Origin of the sequence: Pedobacter sp. UYP30, assembly GCF_040547165.1 — a bacterium.
Taxonomy (GTDB): domain Bacteria; phylum Bacteroidota; class Bacteroidia; order Sphingobacteriales; family Sphingobacteriaceae; genus Pedobacter.
Map to the genome: position 1 here is coordinate 34,647 of NZ_JBEPPD010000013.1, position 20,487 is coordinate 55,133.

At 35.6% G+C, this 20,487-nt stretch carries 19 protein-coding genes; 1 reads left to right on the top strand and 18 read right to left on the bottom strand.

Annotation, left to right across the window (positions count from 1 at the left end; all coding sequences use genetic code 11):
* Nucleotides 1-67 precede the first annotated feature (67 nt).
* The 13 genes from ABIB40_RS14265 to ABIB40_RS14325 form a co-directional block, all read right to left on the bottom strand.
* Nucleotides 68-598, bottom strand: coding sequence for a hypothetical protein (locus ABIB40_RS14265; protein WP_354360057.1), 531 nt, complete (start codon nt 596-598; stop codon nt 68-70).
* A 117-nt stretch (nt 599-715) separates the two neighbouring features.
* The gene (locus tag ABIB40_RS14270; protein WP_354360058.1) at nt 716-1,765 is read right to left on the bottom strand and encodes a hypothetical protein; all 1,050 of its coding nucleotides are present in this window, start codon (nt 1,763-1,765) and stop codon (nt 716-718) included.
* 3 nt (nt 1,766-1,768) lie between these two features.
* Nucleotides 1,769-2,551, bottom strand: a complete 783-nt coding sequence (locus ABIB40_RS14275) for a DUF4138 domain-containing protein (RefSeq protein ID WP_354360059.1) — start codon at nt 2,549-2,551, stop codon at nt 1,769-1,771.
* Nucleotides 2,552-2,561: 10 nt separating this feature from the next.
* The gene (gene traM / locus ABIB40_RS14280; RefSeq protein WP_354360060.1) at nt 2,562-3,719 is read right to left on the bottom strand and encodes a conjugative transposon protein TraM; all 1,158 of its coding nucleotides are present in this window, start codon (nt 3,717-3,719) and stop codon (nt 2,562-2,564) included.
* A gap of 262 nt (nt 3,720-3,981) precedes the next feature.
* On the bottom strand, nt 3,982-4,596 hold the full coding sequence (traK, locus tag ABIB40_RS14285; protein ID WP_354360061.1) for a conjugative transposon protein TraK: 615 nt from the start codon (nt 4,594-4,596) through the stop codon (nt 3,982-3,984).
* An 18-nt stretch (nt 4,597-4,614) separates the two neighbouring features.
* Nucleotides 4,615-5,823 (bottom strand): conjugative transposon protein TraJ, encoded by a 1,209-nt coding sequence (gene traJ / locus ABIB40_RS14290; protein WP_354360062.1) that lies wholly within the window; start codon nt 5,821-5,823, stop codon nt 4,615-4,617.
* Nucleotides 5,824-5,833: 10 nt separating this feature from the next.
* Complete coding sequence (locus ABIB40_RS14295; RefSeq protein ID WP_354360063.1) at nt 5,834-6,460, bottom strand: TerB family tellurite resistance protein; 627 nt, start codon at nt 6,458-6,460, stop codon at nt 5,834-5,836.
* 6 nt (nt 6,461-6,466) lie between these two features.
* On the bottom strand, nt 6,467-7,096 hold the full coding sequence (locus ABIB40_RS14300; RefSeq protein WP_354360064.1) for a hypothetical protein: 630 nt from the start codon (nt 7,094-7,096) through the stop codon (nt 6,467-6,469).
* Between the two features lies 1 nt (nt 7,097).
* Complete coding sequence (locus ABIB40_RS14305; RefSeq protein ID WP_354360065.1) at nt 7,098-7,787, bottom strand: conjugal transfer protein TraI; 690 nt, start codon at nt 7,785-7,787, stop codon at nt 7,098-7,100.
* 17 nt (nt 7,788-7,804) lie between these two features.
* Entirely contained in the window at nt 7,805-10,294 is a 2,490-nt protein-coding gene (locus ABIB40_RS14310) for a TraG family conjugative transposon ATPase (protein WP_354360066.1), read from the bottom strand.
* Nucleotides 10,287-10,640, bottom strand: a complete 354-nt coding sequence (locus tag ABIB40_RS14315; protein WP_354360067.1) for a DUF4133 domain-containing protein — start codon at nt 10,638-10,640, stop codon at nt 10,287-10,289. Before ABIB40_RS14315 ends, ABIB40_RS14310 begins: the two co-directional genes overlap by 8 nt.
* Before the next feature lie 3 nt (nt 10,641-10,643).
* Nucleotides 10,644-10,979 (bottom strand): DUF4134 domain-containing protein, encoded by a 336-nt coding sequence (locus ABIB40_RS14320; protein WP_502931064.1) that lies wholly within the window; start codon nt 10,977-10,979, stop codon nt 10,644-10,646.
* Between the two features lie 10 nt (nt 10,980-10,989).
* Nucleotides 10,990-11,262: a hypothetical protein gene (locus ABIB40_RS14325; protein ID WP_354360068.1), complete on the bottom strand. Its 273-nt coding sequence runs from the start codon at nt 11,260-11,262 to the stop codon at nt 10,990-10,992.
* 334 nt (nt 11,263-11,596) lie between these two features.
* Between ABIB40_RS14325 and ABIB40_RS14330 the strand changes: the two genes are divergently transcribed.
* Nucleotides 11,597-13,846 carry a S41 family peptidase gene (locus ABIB40_RS14330; protein WP_354360069.1) on the top strand — a complete coding sequence of 750 codons (2,250 nt, stop codon included), beginning with the start codon at nt 11,597-11,599 and terminating at the stop codon, nt 13,844-13,846.
* Nucleotides 13,847-13,882: 36 nt separating this feature from the next.
* On the opposite strand, the gene ABIB40_RS14335 is transcribed toward ABIB40_RS14330, so the two are convergent.
* From ABIB40_RS14335 to mobC, 5 genes are all read right to left on the bottom strand, one after another.
* Complete coding sequence (locus ABIB40_RS14335; RefSeq protein WP_354360070.1) at nt 13,883-15,481, bottom strand: RICIN domain-containing protein; 1,599 nt, start codon at nt 15,479-15,481, stop codon at nt 13,883-13,885.
* 324 nt (nt 15,482-15,805) lie between these two features.
* Entirely contained in the window at nt 15,806-16,663 is an 858-nt protein-coding gene (locus ABIB40_RS14340) for an RteC domain-containing protein (protein WP_354360071.1), read from the bottom strand.
* A 210-nt stretch (nt 16,664-16,873) separates the two neighbouring features.
* Complete coding sequence (locus ABIB40_RS14345) at nt 16,874-17,791, bottom strand: response regulator transcription factor (RefSeq protein WP_354360072.1); 918 nt, start codon at nt 17,789-17,791, stop codon at nt 16,874-16,876.
* A 4-nt stretch (nt 17,792-17,795) separates the two neighbouring features.
* Nucleotides 17,796-18,377 carry a GNAT family N-acetyltransferase gene (locus ABIB40_RS14350; protein ID WP_354360073.1) on the bottom strand — a complete coding sequence of 194 codons (582 nt, stop codon included), beginning with the start codon at nt 18,375-18,377 and terminating at the stop codon, nt 17,796-17,798.
* 95 nt (nt 18,378-18,472) lie between these two features.
* Nucleotides 18,473-20,473, bottom strand: coding sequence for a conjugal transfer protein MobC (mobC, locus tag ABIB40_RS14355; protein WP_354360074.1), 2,001 nt, complete (start codon nt 20,471-20,473; stop codon nt 18,473-18,475).
* Between the last annotated feature and the right edge of the window lie 14 nt (nt 20,474-20,487).

Consider the following 20,487-nt stretch of genomic DNA (forward strand, 5'->3'; position numbering starts at 1 on the left):
ATTTCTTAAAAAATATTTTCCGAGATATAAAACCTTAAACTCTAAAATCATAGATTAATTTGAAACATTAAAGTGCATGAACTAAACTCCATTCTTTATCATCAAATATAAGGTTCGCTTTCAGCGAACGTGTTCGATCTAATTTCATTCTAGACAATTCAGAAAATGGCGTTAAATTCTTAAACGAAATTTCGTATGTAACCACCGCACTTTTACCATCTTCTTGGATATCAATGTTCGTGACGGCATTAACAACTTCCTCAGCAACTTTAACCCGTTGAACCTTGCTTCCCTTATCGTCAGCGGTTTGTGGAAGTAAGTAGAGCGATGCTTTATCAGTGAAGGTTATAAATGGTTCACCAATATCTTTTGATGCTTGGGTTAATTGTACTTTTAGCATCCCAGATTTCTCCGAACCCAAGTCAAGCATTCTTTTTGCCTCTTGAGGATCTGCCGTATAGATTTCATAATCCACAACTTTTGGATACTCCTTTCCTTTTTGTATTAATTCGAGCGCTGTTTTTGAGTCCAACGTCTCATTAGACTTACACGAAACGATGAGCAAAGCGAAAATTAATAAGTTAAAAAAATTTCTCATAACAATCAGTTTATAAGTGGGTTAGATAGCCTTGAATAGTATTAAACGCATCAATTGTAAAAGTATTACAATTTTTCGTCAAAAAAAAAGAGCCTGATTAAAGGCTCTTTTCTAAATCTAAATACTCATTTTTCTTCTTTTTGCTTGCTTTTGCTTGGGTTTTTCACCATCCGCATCGGCCTTTTGTTCTTGTTTCTTTGCTGGCTTAAGACTTGGCGAAGTACTTTTTTCAATACCGTCACTAACCTTTTGTACACTCTGCCTCTTAACCATGTGCATTTTTTGATCGTAAACATTTATATTCTTATACTGAGGAACAGCTTCAATGTAATATTTAGCATCTGCACCATCTTTTTGAATAGTGACTTGTTGCGCATTTCCTTTTTGTAAGGAATTAAGAAGTTGTGTCTTTTGCTCAGTATCCCCTAATTCCTTTATAGGGTAGTTGCTCAGGGTTTTTTCTAGATAATAGCCATATTGTTCACTAAACTGCTTTAGCTTAAAGTTACCCCTATCGTCGGAGTTATCAAAGTCAATCTTTAACCAGGCGCTGTATTTCTGACCTTCTTTATTCAACAGGTCTTTATGAACCGATCTTCCCTCCAAAAGATTAAAAGCTTCTTTTGCTGTCACGCCATTCCCTTTATTCACATAAAACGATTGGATTTTATCTAACTCCGGCTTCCCATTTTGCAATGCAGCATCGTAACGATTAAAAAAATACATGTCCGTGCTGTCGGACTTTTTAAAATGGAGGGTGTAATCCATTTTATTGTTAAAATGTGGAATTTCAATTTTGAGTTGAAACTCATTTTTTTGATCCTTGATGTTTTTTTCCAAAGCTTCGTTAAGCTGGTCTCCGAATCCAAAATACTTTAAATTGGATTGTAAAAATTCTAGATTTTGTGCATTCATAGCATTGTTATTTATTAAGTGTTGAAAATTATATTGCAGTGCATTTTTTAAAGAAAATTTCACCATGTTATCAAAGACAGTGGTATTGTCGTGTACAAATTGATCTGCATCAAATTCTTTCCTAAAGCAGTTTAAATCTGATGAATACCGTATGTCACTGCCCTCTTCCACAACTACCCATTTTTTGCCTAGTTCAATTTCTTCCATTAGGAATTCTTGAATCTTAGTTGAGTTTTCAATCGAAATATTCATGTGTTATAAATTAAGAGGTTTTGCATCCTCAATGTCAGCCTGCTTAACCTTTAAGTATAATTGCCTTCCACCATTTCTCTCATATACCTCTACAAAAAGGGCTTTATCTTTTGCCATGGCGAACTTTTTCAAACCAAAAACGTATCGTTGAGACTGCTGCCCAAAAACAGTTTTGTTTTCGATACCATAGGAATATACCGGTGAAATCTCTTGTTCTTGTGTAACTGTACGTTTTGCTGTTTTAAGATCGCGTACATAGAAGCGGATGAAATCTACATCATAATTGATGTTCGATCCATTTTTAAGATTTAGTCTAAAGAATAGCACATTATCAGCAATGGTTATGTTTCCTAAATCAGAACTTACCTTCCCGCTTTTAGTCCGTGCAACTATTTTAAGTCTCGTTTCTTCGGCAATTTTTTCACTGACTATAAACAGAGGATTTAAATCTGCAACCTTAGGAATTTCATTAAAAACAACAGGCTTTAGCTTTTTTGTCCGACCGGCTCTTCCGTAAGAAAATGCTATCGGAAGCTTGTAGATACCTCCATCCATCGTATTAACCTCTAAATTTGTAAATTGAAATTCCTTGTCAGTAGCTTTCAAAAGCAATAAATTTCCGTGTTTGATTTCAGCTTCTATTTTATTCCCAACTAATAAAGGGCTTTGAATTTCAGACGAAAATTCTATAGAAGTAATTTTATTATGGTTGACATATATCGTGTCTTGAGCGAATGATACTATTGGCAAAAGGCTCACTGATAGAATGATTTTTAATATTTTCATGATGTAGTAATTATTGGTTTCGTAAATTATTATCTCTAAGCAATAGCTGATAGCCTGCTTTCACTTTCACCCTTACTTGCTTAACTTTTCTCCCAAAAAGTCCTTTTGCAGCGGTTATACCTGCACCTGCTACCTGGGCGGAAACAGATGGATCCATCGTCATAATCTGTAAACTTTGAATAGCGTCATCTACACCTTTTTTAGAAGCGTCGCGAGTGATTGCACCAGGAATATATAACCCTTCCAATCCATCTAAATCATAAGCAGAAAGAGAAACTGGCAGAATAGAATTTTTATATCTAAGCGTGGCAATGTTTATTTTTAATCGTTCATCGTCCACATTTGCAATACCGTAGATAAATTCATTTTTAGGAATCAGTATTCCATGAACCGTTATGCTGTCTAACAGCCGTAATTTCACAACTGCACCCGATACAATGTCTTGATCTTGATGTACCGTTGCCTGAATCGCATTCCCTATTACAGCATGGTCATTTACGTTTGAGGTTAGCGCAAGTAAATTTTCATTTTCCTTGCCATCGATTACGCGAACTGCAAAAGCATTATTTGATTTATCACTTTGCTTATTCGTCATTTTTTCCCTAGCTCTATTAGGATGCTGGATATCTAAAATCTTTTCTAAAACGGCATTTAACTTTGTCATCTCCATTTCGTCACCCTCACCGTTATTTAGATTTTCCATAAGGTTTTCGAGTCGATTCACATCATTACTCATATTTTCCGAATGCTTAGATTTTTCGATCTTAGTTGGAGCATAGCTGCTTTCTGAACTATTTTGTCTGTTCATTTCAGCATTAATTAATGACAGTCTTTCGTTAATTTTTTGTTCGTTAGGATCGGTTATGCTTCCATTAGAAGCTGAAAATGCTAAAGGGTTATACGCTTCATCACTTCGAGCTTCGTCTTTTTGCTCTTTTGCAGAAGCTTCATAAATGCTAAATTTATCCTGCTTTTCATCAGCATTGAATTTTGCTTGAGGAAGCTCCGTATTATATCCTTGTTTTGGTCCAGGTAGATTGTTAATATGTAAACCTTTCCCCCCACCTAGAGCCCAAAAGGCCATACTCACAAAAGGTAGAACTAAGAGGGGTAATACCATTAAGAACTTTCTTGTCTTTAGCGTTTCCGCTGATTTTTGATTTTCCATAATTTGAATTTTTATTGATGTTTATGAACTAATTGAGTGAACTGAATAGTAAGTACAAGCTAATCGCACTAAAAAAGATGCTTATCCCAATTAGAAGGATTTGCTTTTGTCGTTTAGAAAAGTGTGCAGTCTTTTTATTTAAATAGGTGGCGACATTAAGTTGCGACTGAATTATTTTATTAGCGATTTTCTTTGCAATCAATTCTTGATGTAAAGTTTCCTTAATCGCTTTTGATGGTCTTTTTTTGAACAGCATAATATATTAGCGTTGAATGGTGGTGTCCCTGTTATTTATTGTTTTCCAATTTTCAATCAGAAAACCATGCGGATTATTATCAGACCTACTTACATTTCTGATAAAACCCTCTGTTACGAGGTTCCTTGTGGTAGTTGATGTTGCTCGAATGAGCTTTTGCGAGGCAAAACATTTGAAGAAGTATGGGTATTGATTAATGTCTAATTGGACACTATCCACATTAATTTCTTGGCTAATATTTGCCGCTATTAGATTGGAATAATATCCATTTTCCCTTAAGTTATCATATTGAGCTTTAGCAGATCCATCAGCTAGATAAAGCGCTTTACTAATGTTTGTTTGTATTACCTTTTCGTCCGGGTCAAGTGTAAAGAAATATTGGTGAAAAGTCTTTACATGGTCTTTGGCTTCTACCTGAACATTGTCTTTTCTCCCTGCGGAAAATGCTTCGAGGGCTTTTCCATTCGCTAGAATGTACACTCGGTTTTGTGCAGTTTGTACGGCTTGAAAACTTTTAGCTAATGCGAAGCATGAAATGATGAGACACACAACAATGACCACAATGCTGAATAACTTGATGTGCTTAAATGCGCTATCGATATTTTTGAGTTGCTGAAACATAATTTTGATTTTAGAGATTTACTTGCCTGATAATTTATCTACTTGGAACTTGGATTGGCTTGCGCCACCTTTATCGAAATAGCCTGAAGAATTTCCATTGCTAGCCATTCCTTGAGTAGTCTTTCCGCGCTGGTCTCCCAATGAGTCTGCTACCATTCCTGATGCTGCAGCACCCGTTGACATGATTTGGTTTGTCGAACTACTCACGATAGAATTAACTTTTTGAAGAAGTCCGTTTCCGCCGCCAGCATGAACGATATAATTGGCTACTCCCGGAACAGTAAAATAACCGACTATTCCAATAACCATAAAAATGAGATAGGCTGTATCATTGGCGCTAAAAAACGTATCGCCAGAAGATTGAACTTGAGAGATGTCAAGCTTTAACATATTTTCTTGAACTTTCCCTAGAATAGAGCCGAATATATTAGCGACAGGAAGCCACAAAAAAACGTTTACATATCGGGCTAGCCAAACTGTTAACGTATGTTGAAACCCATCAAACACGGCAAAGCCAAAAACTAAGGGACCAAGAATGCCTAGAACGATTAAGTAGAATGTGCGTATGGTATTGATGCATAACGCAGCAGCCTCATAAAGAACTTGCAAAATCTCGCTCATCCACTGCTTGATAGAGTTTCGGAAATTATAGGATTGCTTATCCATCCAAAACTTAATATCGTTTCCTAAACTTTCCATTACGCCTTCATCGGATGCTGAATTTTCGGGATGGGTATATTTATACCATTTTTCTCGATTGCCACTTCCAGTTTCTCCTTCATACATATTCCACGCTTTAGAATTCTTTACAGCATCTTGTTTCTTTTTCAGCAGCACGGAAATTGCTTTATTTGAATCGTTTACCATACCGCCGGTTGCACTTACTACGGGTTGAAGCACTCCATTCATCACTGCCAATACTGAGGGGAAAAGAAGAATAGCCAACCCCAATGCAAATGGACGAAGCAGAGGGTAAAAATCTATTGGTTCTGCAGCTGCGATTTGTCGCCAAACCCTAGATGCGATGTACCACAATGCTGCAAACCCTGCTATTCCCCTTGCAACACCAATTAGTTTACTGCATAAGGGAATCATATCTTTATACACCTGATCTAAAACAGATTGCAATCCATTTATATCACCTGCCACCCCTTGCGCAAATATTTTTTCAGGCAAGAAGCTCCCAATAACCACCAAAATGATGGTCATAAATTTTAAATTTTTCATACAATCTGATTTAAGGTTTTATCTGATAGAGTCTGATTGATGTTTCTACGTCTCGTTTCTCTTTAGCTCGCTGAAGTACTAAAAGATTTGTATTTCTGTTGAAATCCCTCAAAAACTCAAGCTTATTCTCAGTTTCGTCGAAAATTCTATCTATGGCAGAGAGACGTTCGTCATCACTCATGCTCAGTTTTGAAGAAGTAATAACCGTTGCTAATTCATCTAGCTGTTGAAGACTACGATTGAATAGATTACTATAAACGTTTCCTATATAACCAATTTCTTGCGGCGTGAAAGTTCCACTGTGCTTAAACTTGTTGAAGGCTTTTTTATATTCAGTGATAATGTTTTTCTGATAGTTTACAATATCTGCAACACGTTTATAATTCTTAATTGCCGGACTAACAGACATCAGCCCATCTATAAAAGCTTCGTGAAGGTTGAAGTTGCCTTCGGATATATTTTTGATGGTTGAGTATCCTTTGCTGACAATTTGATATCCTTTTTTCATATCTGTAAGGATATTTTTAAGCTGACTTAACTTTTCATAGTTTAAGATGAGCTGTTTAACCTCGGCTGATTGTGCCCTAGAGAAGCTTGCTGTGCAAACTATAATCAATATGATCCATATCTTTTTCATGGTTTATTAATTAATGATTTGATAAAGTTCTTGAGAAGATTTAGCGTTTTTTAGTTCCTGCTGCCGTTGTAATTTCAAGGTTTTGATATCATTAAGAAATGATTTTGTAAAGCGAAGCTTGTCCTCCATTCTCTCATGAATGCCATCCAAACGTTCGATCCTTTCATCATCCTTCATAATAACTTTACCCGATGTTATTATCAATAATAATTCGTCCAAATCGAGATTACATTCTTTGGATAGCTTAGCTCTAACATCCCTGAAATAGCTTTTATCCTCGGCGGAGAATCCGTTTAAGGTGTTTAATGTATTCAGATCAATACTGATCGTGGCTTGCCACTTTATAATTTCAGCGATCTTTCCATTTTTTGCAATTGCCGGATTGACATTTTCTAAAGAGTTGAAAAAATCTTGATGTAAGTTGAATTCTCCTTTTGAAAAACTCTTAATACCGTTAATTCCTTTGCTAGCGATATCATATCCTTTCTTTAAATATCCGCTGTAAAGTTTTAAGGCAGCTAATTGCTGAATGAGATACTTTTCTTGTGTTTTTTTCTGACGAAAAACTTCATCCCAAGTCTGGCTTTTGGCGTTCAATGAAATGCAAGCCAATATTATAAACAACATCGTTTTCATATCAATTCACTTGAATTCCATACAATTTTTGAACATCTTGGATTTGTTTCACACTCCTAGATCGTTGTATGCTCAACAGCATATTCTGAGTGTTAAAATCTTTCAAATCGGCATAATTCACATCTATACGATCTGCGGCAAGATTGATTAATTCCAGCCTTTTTGCATCAGTCATTTGTGTTTTAAATGAGTTTACCACGAGGAGTATCTGATCGAGATTTTTAACACTTTCATTTAAAATACCCGAATACACGTTGAAAATGTATTCTAACTCTTGAGCTGTAAAATTTTTATCCTGTCTGGCTAAATTCCATGCTTTTCTATATTGTTCAACCAGAAAAACCTGCTTGGTGGTGATGTCTTTTATCCTTTGGTAATAAGTAATTGCTGCTTTTACTTTCCATAAATCGGTATAATATTTACTATAAAGATCTTTTTGTCTTTCCGACCAGTCCGATATTTCAGTTAGCTTTAGTTTTGAAAGTTGATTTTCCATTACTTTCTGCGCATTTTGAAGCCATATTGTTTCATTTTGCATTCGTTGTATTTTAAGATCGACAGCTTTCACTACCTTCTTTACTCCTGCTTTAATTACTTCAAGAATTGCTACTTGGGCATTTGCCTGGCCGATCGGTAAGGATACCATCAGAATAATCATGCTTGCTGGCATGTAAATCATAAATTTTTTCATATCATTTTTGATTATAGTTAATACTTAGTTCTTTGTTCTAGAGCGAGTGCGGCTATTCCTTTCTGAATACTGCCATATTTTTTAGTGTATTCCTGCACCACCATTTTTTCGCTTTCTTCGGTTGTGTAGGTCAAGTACTCTTCGGGGCTAACCTCCGTACGATAAACTTTACTAACCTGCCCACCTAGACTTATAAATACTTCCTTATATTTTAATTTTGGGTCATTAGCTTTGTTAACAGACAGAATTTGCACTTTCTCTTTGTCCGTTAACCCCAGTAGGTCTTGTATTAAATCGAACTTGTTCTGGTATTTCGATTGATCCAAAAGAATTTTGCAATCAGAATTATTGATAATGGTTTCTTTAACTATGGGTGAACTTATAATGTCCTCTACCTCCTGAGTAACGATAACAGCCTCACCAAAAAATTTGCGAACTGTTTTAAAGAGATACTTGATGTATTCGGCCATTCCTTCTTTAGCAATTGCTTTCCAAGCTTCTTCAATAAGGATCATTTTTCTCACCCCTTTTAGCTTCCTCATCTTGGTAATGAAAGTTTCCATTATAATTAAAGTCACCACAGGGAAAAGAATAGGATGATCTTTTATATTGTCAAGTTCAAATACAATAAACCTTTCTTTTAAAAGCTCTAGATTTTCGGTGGCATTTAACAAATAACCAAACTCTCCATCTTTATAAAAAGGCCGTAACACATAAAGCAGATTATCCAAATCAAAATGCCGTTCCTTTACATTGTCAATTTTTAATTGCGCAGCAAATTCATTTTTCAGGTATTCATAAAAAGTATCAAAGCATGGAAATAGATCAGCGCATCGTGAAACTTTTTCATAATATCCTTGCAATGCATTGGATAAAGCCACATATTCTGGACGTTCTAAAACTTCATCTTCTTTTTTCCAAAGCGCGAGTATCAAACTTTTTAAGCTTTCTTTTTTCTCTGTATCAAGGGTTGCGCCATCACTTATATAAAATGGATTAAAACGTATCGGATCAGCCTCGTCGTAAGTAAAGTAATAACCACCTACCAGATCGCACAGCCCTTTATAACTGTGACCCACGTCCACTAGTAAAATATGGGTTCCCTGTTCATAATAACTTCTAACCATGTGATTGGTAAAAAATGATTTTCCCGAACCTGATGGGCCTATTATGAATTTATTACGGTTGGTGCAAATGCCCAATTTCATTGGCTCATCTGAAATATCTACGTGTATTGGCTTTCCTGTCAAACGGTCTCCAAGCCGAATACCTATTGGGCTGATGGATGTTCTGTAATTTGTCTCGAGATTAAGAAAACAAGAAGCTTGTTCTGCGAAGGTGTTAAACGTATCATTCATTGGAAAATCAGACTCATTACCCGGCAAACCAGCCCACCATATTTGAGGTGCACCATCAGTTTCCTGTTTTGCAATAGCATCCATTTGCGCCATGGCGGATGAAATACTTGTTCTTATCTCTTTTGTTTCATTAGGATTATCAGTCCAAGCAAGCACATTGAAATGAGCCTTAACAGGTAAGCGCTGTTGACCTATCGCTTCGTTTAAAAAATCTTGTGTAGCATCTCTACCAATCGCATTTTCGCGAGAATATGCAGACAACGATTGTAGCCTAAGTCGTTTTGCCTCTAACTGTTTTAGCGTTTTTGCCGCATCATCTATAAAAATATACTGATTAAAAATGTGGTTGCAATTGAGTAACTGTCCGAGTGGAGAGGAAAAACCAATGCTACTTTTGGTTCTATCTGTACTGTATTTGTCGTAATTAATTCGTGATCCACACAAAGCAGGCAGATTTTCTGCATCCGCTAAACTGTATAATTGACAATAATTTGCGCCAATCTTAATTCCATCTTTTAGATGAATATCCCTTAACGTAGCTTGTTCAGATTGATCTAACAAAAAACAATAGCGCTCAATCAGTCCCGTTTTCTTATCAGTACCTGCAAGTTCGTCAACAGACAAACGTTTCATATTTACAAAGCCACTGTCAAGCATTATGCGTTCAAACTGATTAGCTTTATCGTTAAAATCATCGATAAAGTTTGCCTTTAGCATTTGATTGGGTACAATCGATTTCCTAAATAAATTTGAAAATGCTGACGTTGAATTTCTTCTTCCTTCTGGCTTTTTAGATAAAAAGATATAACCACTATGTTTTAGAAATGGCCGTTCGTTAAAAAACTGTTCGCTTGCACCAGATAGAAAGCTTGCCTTAACATCCTCCAATTGCGATTTACCTAAGAAGTCTGCGTTATAGGTATCTTTGATAAACCAATCTTGTTTGTGAAAACAGGAATGTTTCGGAAGAACACGTATTGCCTTTACCCAGGCCTGATGAAATGCCTCATATTCGCTGTTTGAAAGTGAGAAGATTTCTGGAAGACTTACCTCATAAGCAATAGTTAAATCGCCGAATACAGATAAGATGGAGTTGTCTTCCACTTTATAAATTGGAAACATTTTCTCTATATCAATTGCGTTAGCCATTGCTACCCCCTTCTTTTTTAGTTTGATAACTGCTACTTAGATGAAGGAATATTTTTCTGGATTTGAACCTGATAAAGTTTGGAATGTATCGCTTGGCAGCTTTTTTCAATAAACCATATTCACCGTACTTGTGGCTCAGCGCATATACCTTGATAAATAAGACAGATCCGCAGAGTACTATTATCCCAATACAAAGCAAAAGGTTAAGGCCAATAATATACATTGTCGCAAAAAGGACAAGAAGAACTACTAAGCCGATTGCCAGATAACTAATGTATTGGGCTTTTAAGCCTTTAAATTCTATAGGTTTATTAATTCCCTTGTTGATTTGATAGATGCTTGCCATAGCCTAAATTCCAAAAAATGATTGAAGAACAGTAGCAACTATTACCAAGAACACACAGCTTCCAAACCATGCCGAAGCAACTTTACCAGTGTCATGATCGCCCCCATTCCACTTTTGGTAAACTTTAATTGCACCGACTAATCCTGATACAGCACCAATGGCATACATAAGATTGGTTCCAGTACTAAAATACCCCTTAACTTTATTAGTTGCTTCGTTTATACCAGCATTACCATCTTGTGCGTAAAGAGATGTTGTTACAATTAAAAGAATCATTATGACGGCGGTGCACGTTACTGCTTTGTGATTAGTCTTAAAAAAATTTGAATTAGTTTTCATTTTAGTTGGTTTAAAAATTGTCATCATTAAATACATCGGCATCTTCCGAACTGAATCTTAATTCATCAGCCGCTAAAGTGCTCTCATTGGGATTATCCTTTGTTTCACCAAGGATGTTTTTTTGAATGGGCTCCGAATCAGAACAATCCGAGTTTGGCTTTTTATGATTAATGAGCGAAACGATTTCCAACCTATAATAAGTAAGAATGACTATGGAATAATATCCGGTGACCAGAATGGCCAAGGCTGAAAAGTATTGCAGCCAAGAAATTGATGATAACATAAGCCTGTATTTAAATTACAGCTTCAGTGCTGTAACGAAGGCAAATGTGGATGGAATTGGGTTTGTGCTTTCACACCTTGAGGATGAGGTGTGGGTTTTTAGAGGGGAATTAGATCGTATAGCTTGTTTATCAGAAAAACGACAGGTTAATGAGAATAAAAATCATCTTTTATAAAGCTTGTCTTATCGAGGTTATTTTCAAAAAGCCTATATAAAGCTATAGCTCAAAAAATTGCTTTTATTAAACGTTGTAATGTTTTTAAACCCTTGAAGCTGACCGTGATAAAATTTTAATATGTATTTTCGGACGAATTTGTACATTCTATTACCGACTATGAAAAAATTACTTCTAGCATTCGCAAATATCTTTTCCCAATTCGCTCATGCTCAAAAGCAGACGCAATTAGATCTCGAGAAAGTAGACCAAAAAACAGGAAATCCAATTGGGTGGAAATTGTCATTTTATCCAGGTCAGGAAAAATCATATAAAATACAGCTTGACAGTACTGTTAAACAACAAGGCAAGCTTTCAATAAGTATGGAGAAGATTGCCAACGATTCAAATTATGGCGCCATCGATTTTCCCATAAATGAAGCCTTCGAGGGCAAGGAGATCACTTTAAAAGGCTTTGTAAAGATTGAAAATGTTAACTCTGGGTATGCAGGTTTATGGATGCGTTTTGATGATGCTCAAGGGAAAGCTAGAGCGTTTGAGAACATGAACAAAAATGGATTAAAAGGCACAAAATCTTGGCAACCCATTTCTATCACTTTACCCTATGATGGAAATTTTGCAACCTCTTTGCATTTTGGGGGCATATTGGTGGGAGATGGAAAGGTATGGTTCGACAATTTGAAGGTTTTTATTGATGGAAATCCAATTGAGAAGGCTAGGGTGAAAATTTTCCCAAAAGCAGTAACAGATACATCGTTTGCTTCGTCTTCTGGAATTAAGGTAATAGATTTGAGCGAGCAACAGATTAAAAATTTGACTATTGCTGGGGAATTTTGGGCTTTCTTAAAGTATTACCATCAGAGTGTTGCTGCTGGGGAATATAATTGGGATGCGGAACTATTTAGGTTGCTGCCTCAGGTAATAAAGTCTAAAGATAATAAGATGCTTAGCTCGGCTTTGGAAATATTTCTGGATAGGCTTCCTAAACCAAAAGTTTGTATTGATTGTGCGAAGCTATCACTAGCAAAGCAAGAGATTAAGCCAAATTACGGATTCTTGTTGGATGGGAAAGTTCTCGGCACCTCGCTTACTAAAAAACTTAATTATGTTAAGGACAATAGAAATACAAAAACTAACTACTATGTAAGCCTATTGCGTATCGGTAATCCAGATTTTACTGTCGAAAAACCTTATTGGAACATGAGCTATCCCGATGCAGGGTATCGAATACTTTCACTCTATAGATACTGGGCGATGATAAATTACTTTTACCCTTATCGCGATGTGATTGGTGAAGATTGGAATAAAGTCTTATCGTCTTCTTTGCCTGATTTTATAAATGCTAAAAACGACCTTGATTATTCACTTGCAACGTTAAAAATAATCTCAAGAGTTAAAGACACACACGCGAATATTTGGGGATATAATAAAGCAATGGACGATTATAAAGGTAAATACGCTGCACCTTTTCAGGCAAGATTTATAGAGAACAAATTAGTAATTTTAGCTTTGCACACTGATACCCTTGATGTTAGAAAAGTTCTTGTATTGGGAGACGTAATTTCTAAAATAGACGGAATACTGGTAAAGGATCTCGTTAAAAAATATTTGCCGATTGCTGCCGCATCAAATTACGATACCCAATTGAGAGTTCTATCCACAGACTTTTTGCTCAGGAGTAATCAAAGCAAACTTAAACTAACAATACAACGAGGGAGCAAAATATTTGACTATGATGTACCAATGGGAAGCATATGGTTAGCCTATAAAGACGAACTAAGAGATAAGTCTGTTGCCTATAAAGTATTCGACAATAATATTGCATTGGTTTATCCCGGGAAGTATAAAAACTCAATGCTCCCTGAAATAAAAGAAGACTTTAAAAAAGCAAAAGGTATGATTATAGACATGCGTTGTTATCCTTCTGATTTTATGCCTTACAAGTTTGGAGCTTACTTGAAAGAACAACTAACTCCTTTCGCAAAATTCACAATCGGATCGCTATCTTTTCCAGGATCATTTAGATTTTCAAATCCGGTCGAGAATGGTGGATCGCAATCAGAATTAAATAGGGAAATCGACCATTTTAAAGGAAATGTGGTAGTAATTGTGAATTCAACTACCCAAAGCCAGGCTGAATTTACCACCATGGCATTCCAGAGTTCCCCAAAGGTTAGGGTAACTGGCAGTACTACCGCTGGCGCAGATGGAGATGTATCTCAAATAATCTTACCAGGCGGTATCTACACCATGATATCTGGTATTGGAGTTTATTATCCAAATGGTACACCTACGCAGCGGGTGGGTGTGAAAATTGATTACCCAATTTATCCGACCATAAAGGGAGTTGCGGCCGGGAAAGATGAGTTGATGGAAAAAGCTATCGAAATTTTGAAAAAGGGATTTTAAAACAGTTCAAAATCATATCTCGACGTTAAAATAATGCTACTTTAATTTTTTTAGCATCCATTGCTGGCCAGAGGTGCCTTTATCAACCAAAAGCTTTAAATTGTCTCGACCGTCCAATTCATCATTTGTGCTCAACAAAAACGTTGGGGAACTACTCGGGAGAATCTTATAATTTCTTGAATTTGAGGGTAAAATTCGCCATTGTTGAACATATGTATCTCCACTTTCGCTAATCTGAACACCAGTTGCGAAAAAATTACTTTTATCAATGACTTCTAGCACTTTTTTATTTGCGCTTTGGGGTGCTATCTTATAATTACCATTGCCTGTTTCCGTAATTTGCCAACGTTGATTTTTACCATTACTATCAGTATACACCCCAACTTTATCTTTATCCCTTAGTTCACCCCCATTGACGTTTAGACTTCCACCGGAAGGCCTAGCCGATACTATTTCATAAATACCATCGGTTAACGATTTAAAATTAAAATTGATTACCGGCTTTCCATTATCAAAAACATATGGATAGGAAAAATTGGAAACGTTGCCATTACCCATTATTAGGCCAATTCTTAACACATAGCTTCCAGATGGAGTTTCGAAATCGCTGAGTGGCATGGATATCCTAAAAGAATTACCTTCTGGCTTCCTAGACCAAGCAACGGCATCATAATCATTCTCGCGGGAGTCAGGATCTTGATAAATGTTAACATCAGTTACAACATCAGTTGTCGAAAAAGTTCCGGAAATAATAAAATCCCCATTATCTACCCTTCCATCTAATGAGGTTAGCGCAGCATCAGAAGCCTTGTAAAATGTCTTCTTAATTTTTGAAAATATCTGACACTTATCAAGAATAGCGGCTCCCGCCCTATTTATAAAAGTTGGGTCTGAGCCAAACACATAATTACCGGTACCTAATAAGTTTTTCCCTAAAGTACGATCTTCCGTTTTTGTCTCCTGGGAATGTGGCAGATTTAGACCGTGTGCTAACTCATGCATCATTCCACCAAACCATTTCGCTACTAGTCGACCTTTAGAATTATCTTGTCCAAGATATTTAATATCAAATTCAGGATAATCTAGCGCATAGCAGAATTTGCCTAAACCGTAAAAAGGCGCATCCGCGTGATCAATATCATTAACAGAAGAAATAACGAGATAGTGATCTCCGGTTGCTATTGTTGGGTTTGCCGCAAAATAGTTTTTTATTTCTGCTTCAATTGTCCCTTTGTATTTATAGGTATAACTGCTTGCGGTGTAGGTGCCGTGAATAACAGTAATACGTACTGATGAGGTATCGGTGCATTTTACCGAAAGCCCAAATGTATTGTTAAAACCGTTTCTTATCATGTTCGATCTATAGTATTCTTGTCCATATCTCAAAAATTTACTTAAACGTTCTTGATAATTAGGTAAAATTGACCTGTCTGTCGGTACAAAATAAACAACATTCAAACTATAAGCGTTTTCTGAGATGTAGTCATTGTTCTCTACAATCGGCGTATTTAAAATGATGTTCTTGCTAGTAGCTAAGTTTGTAATTTTGTTTTGCGGTTCGTTGTTACATGCCGCTATGAGTATAGTAAAACATAGTAATGATGTAGAAATATATTTTTTGAAATTACATGTCATATTTTATTAGCTCTTATAATTTGACCTATTAAAAGTACGGATAGTTTCTTTCACTTTCCATAAACTCCTTGATATGATCTCTCAAAGTACCCCCGTTTCTAGAGATTTTGAATTACCAAAATTCAGTAGTCTTAAAAATCTTTGCAAAAGCCGCTGTTTGATAAATGAATTTTTCATCAGATTATCGCAAACTCATTCCATTAATCAAATGGTAACTTTAGTTTTTGATAATAAGTAAATAATGTTTTAAAACACGCTTGTTCTAAGTGCTAATCTTGATTCGTCTTTGATGATTTTAACTGATGAATTTTTAGTATAGTTAATCTAAGAAAACTGTATCCGCTTCAACTCTGGTTTATCCAATTCTAATTTGCTATCCATCTTTTTTGTTAGAGACGTTTTGAGGCGATCCAAAAAGACTGTTCTTTCCTTTTTTCTGTTAGTGATGTCAGTGTACTTGTGGTAGTAATATTTTAAATCGACCTGCAAAATATTTTGAAAATAAAGAATGACACTTTTCATCTGTACATTGCCATTGTTGAAAGACCCGCTTTCTACCAAAGCATATAGTAGTTCTACCAGATCGGTTTGATTGCCTGTCCATAAGACCGGAGAATCTACTTTAATTGCACAATCCCCATTCGCTTCCTTACATTTTGTTAATAAAAATTCCTGAAACTGCTCATTTGCTAGTAGCTTGGAAACTTTATAATCATGACTTGTGGAAAATCCCTCATCCCCTTGAAAATCATCAATTTCGGTGTAGATTTCAAAATTGCCTCGAGTAAAATAAAAGCTATCTGAATAATTAGAATTTGAGCGATAGTATTGGTAAAATACCTGATTCATATCGAAGAACCGTTTCAAGTCTGCTAATTGAATCGAAATATATGCTTTCAAAATTTCTTCGCTTCCAGTTGGCTTTTTAATGTGGAAGTTATAAATACTGATGTAGTAAATGTATTTGCTGTAAAATTTAGGCTTAATGTATTTAAAGAACTCTATCTCGTCATCTAAACTTTCAAAAAAATACCCAGAAATGTATTTCTTAAGTATGGCTAACGCTTTTTTACATAATCCAATGGCATCCTGTAAACGCTTACACTCAGGAACCTGTTGTAGAGATAATTTATAAAGTTCTGTTTCGAGCGCATGAGATAACCTTTCTGCAAATGATTTCATAAATATTACTTAAGTGAGTTCTGCAGTGCCTGTTCACTGGCTTCCTTAATCACATTTGCAGAACGATAGTAAAGTTTTATCCATTTATCGGTAATTGGGACAACAAAAATCGGCAAATAATGGATAAACGAAATACCTTAAAAGTGGTATATGCCTACCTCAAAAGAAGTATATTATGGCTTAATGACTTGTTAAAGAGTGTTTAAGTGATTATTCCTCTAAAATATGTAACACCTCCACCCTATTTGAGGCACCGGTTTTTTCAAAGACATTTCTGAGGTGTGCTTTAACTGTATGTGTAGAAATAAATAGCATTTCTCCAATGAGTTGATATTTATAACCATGCTTTATCAATCGAATTATTTCAACTTCTCTATTGGTTAAATTATACCTGCCTGCGTTCTTATCAAAAATATCAGTTCTGTCGTCATTAGCCGATATTTGACTTAGCTGCTCAAATTCAATTCTAGCTTTAGTTACCGATCTACAAATAAATAGTATCGTTATAACCAAGAAGCCACAGTTGGTAAAAAGAACTTCAGTGAGTTGTCCCCAATTGAAATATGCGATTACAGAAATCATCAACCAAGGAACGACAGCTGCATATACCGCAGTAATCTCCACTAATTTATTTCGACTTTCATGTTCACGATATTTAATTTTGATAGCTCTCAAAATTGCCCAAAGAACAACGAATGAATAAAAAAACGGTATGATCATTCCGTATTTAACGGCAAATTCTAGATTTTGGTCGAACGAGTAGACAATAACAAAAAATATGAGAAAAGGCAATATCAAGAATAACGGCACTCCATAAAGCGAGTGGAATCTCAGTCTTTCTAAACCAAAGCCTTTATAAAAATAATAAGGAAAGTAAGAAGCCATTAAAAACCCACTTCCATAAGCAAGCACATTTTGTGCGACTATCGGCATATTAATTGATTCATCAGGAAAAAGTCCTCCGGCGGTATTGTACAATAGTAACAGAAATAATAGTATGAGGTAATATAGCCTTTGCTTATCCTGTGGTCTAGATAAAAAATATATAAATTGATAAAAAAACATCACGGTTTCGAGAACAACGAAAATGAAGGTGACAAGCAGCATTTCTGTTCCGAACACTCTCATAACGTTAGAGTCTAGTGAAATTGCGTTTTAAAAAGAAGAGCTTATAAGTTAAAAGAAGCTCATCATAAACCTCAAAACCGAATTTCTTGTACCAAGGGATATTTAAAAGTGTAGATGTCTCCAAATAAATAGGTCGCTCCAGTTTTTCACATTCATCAATGATATCAGCCATTAATTCGGATCCTCTTCCTAATCCCTGAAATTTAGGATCAACACCGATAAACCACAAATAAGTCATCAATTCATTTGGTTGAAGTTTTTTAATCTTGGATTCTCGATCTATGGCTTTGCCGATATTTAAGACGCCAATGCAGTTTATAAGCAGTTTAATATCTAGAATTATTGATTTTACGGTAGTCTTTTTTTTATCGGGATATAAAATTAATGCGCATGCTGAATTATCATCAGACAAAAAAGCGGCTCCAAAGCGATAGCATATTTCGAAAGAGTAATTCATTAGAGCGTTGACTCTTGCCAACCTACGACTATCTTGCTTCGCGATGTAGTTTACGCTTTGGTTACTTTCAAAAGACTGCGAAAGAATACTTATTACTCGCTTTTTATCATCATAAATTGCTTTCCTCATAAGAAACCCCTCCTTGACGAATTTTAAAGCGCAAAAATCATACCACGGAACTATTATATCTATTGTAAGTCAGCGAGTTGAAAATATATTGACTATTAAATCTTAATATTTTTCATTTTTTTTGGTACCCCTGATATTGAACCAGACATTTCAGTTTGATTGTCGTCAATTGTAGAATTAAGTTCAGCCGCAATTAATTCTTGTATGTCCTGTTTAATCTGGTAATAATTCATTTGTACAATTTCCGAATCAATGGTTCGGATTTTAGGTATGGTTTTGTATTGAAGTACTTCCCTATTAATCGCATCATGATCATTTAAAATTTCATTATGGAAAACTTTCAATTCAATCTTCTCCTGCGGATCGTCGGCAACCATACCAACAAATTCTCCTGAGGATAAACTAGAAATTTTAGATGCAGGGATCGCAAAGTCTAATTGGGTTGATCTACTTACAGAAGTATCAGAACTGTTGATCGAAACGCTTTGGCGTTGTTGCTGAATTTTACCAAACCTTTCGGACAATTGCTTTGCAGTATCGCCAGTAACTTGTCCCGCTATAATGTTGCCCACAATATTAAGAATAACCTCCGCCTGTTCCCTTCCATAGTCTTTTTTCAGTTGACTATAATCTTGAACGGCCAACGTTGTAGCAACTTTATTAGATCTCGCGGTTGCAATTAAACTGTCTATGTTGTTGAAGTATATTGTTGGAAATTCATCAAATATTAAACTACACTTCTGTTTATCTTTCTGATTGACGAGCTTAATCATTCTTGAAACATATAAACTTAATACAGCGCCATAGACCTGTTGCTTTTGTGGATTATTACCAACACAAATAACTTTAGGCTCATCTGGATTATTCAAGTCAAGTGTGAAATCATTGCCGGATAGCACATAATACAATGATGGCGAAGATAGTCGCGCCATGCTAATCTTTGCGCTTGCTACCTGCCCTTCCAATTGGTCGTAAGCTTCATTTTTCCATGCAGAAATAAATGGATTAATGAAAACTTCTATTTCTGGCTCTAGATTGAGTACCGCAAATAGATATTTGTATTCTATCTGCATCAATTCTATTACGTGTGGTAAGGTGCAAAACACTCCATCTTTATATTTCCTTAAGTACCATATAATTCCGGTTACAAAATTGATTGGGGATTCGACAAAGAAATCCCCTTGTTTTTTTATCCATTCGCGATTTAACCCTAGCATAATTGTTCTTGCAGCTTCCGTTGCATCTGTAATGTCCGTCATGCTATTTGGATCAAGTGGATTGCATCGGTGTGACCTAGAGAGATCTTCAAAATTGATTACATAAAATTTTGCTGAATTTTTATCCGTCAGCAAAGTGTTATAGGCAATGTTCGTCAAATCATCGTATTTAAAATCATAAATAAACATGCTAAAACCTTTTTTGATGTGTTGCGTAATAATATGGCGTATTGCAAAATAAGATTTTCCCGAGCCGGGCGTTCCTAAAACCAACAATCCCCTAAAAGGATTAATGATATTGATCCAGCTTTTACGAACCCTTCCTTTTAAGGAGTAACGAGCAGGCAGGTTAATTGAAAATTCGTTTTCAAGTTTTCTTTCTTCTTGTGGAAACGTTTCATTCAGTTTATTAAAAATATCTCCAGTTAAGTTTAACTTCAACAGTCTAGATAGTCTTGTTCCACTAGTTAAAATGAAAATGTATCCAAGACACGAAAAACCAATATAAAAAGTAGCCAAAAATTCGTTGCTCAATCTTACTTCGAATAAAAAGCCACTGCCCAGATAAAGAATGATACCAATAAAAGCGTAGCTGATTAAAACCTTCCAATTAGTGTTTTCGTCTTTTCTGCCCTTAGTACCAAGCAATGAAATTAGCAACAGGAGTAATGAACTCAGTTTTGCAACAATCATACTTTTAAATATTCCATTGTTTGAAATATTCAAAAGTATTCTGTCAGTAATAGTCGACGAAAAGCCAATTGCCTTAAAAATAAGATAGCAACTGAGGTATAAGTGGATGGTTAATATTGCAATGGATAACATTCTAGTGAAATCCATTATCTTTCTCAATGCTTGTTCATTTTCTCCAGTTGCCATTTCATTCTATTTAA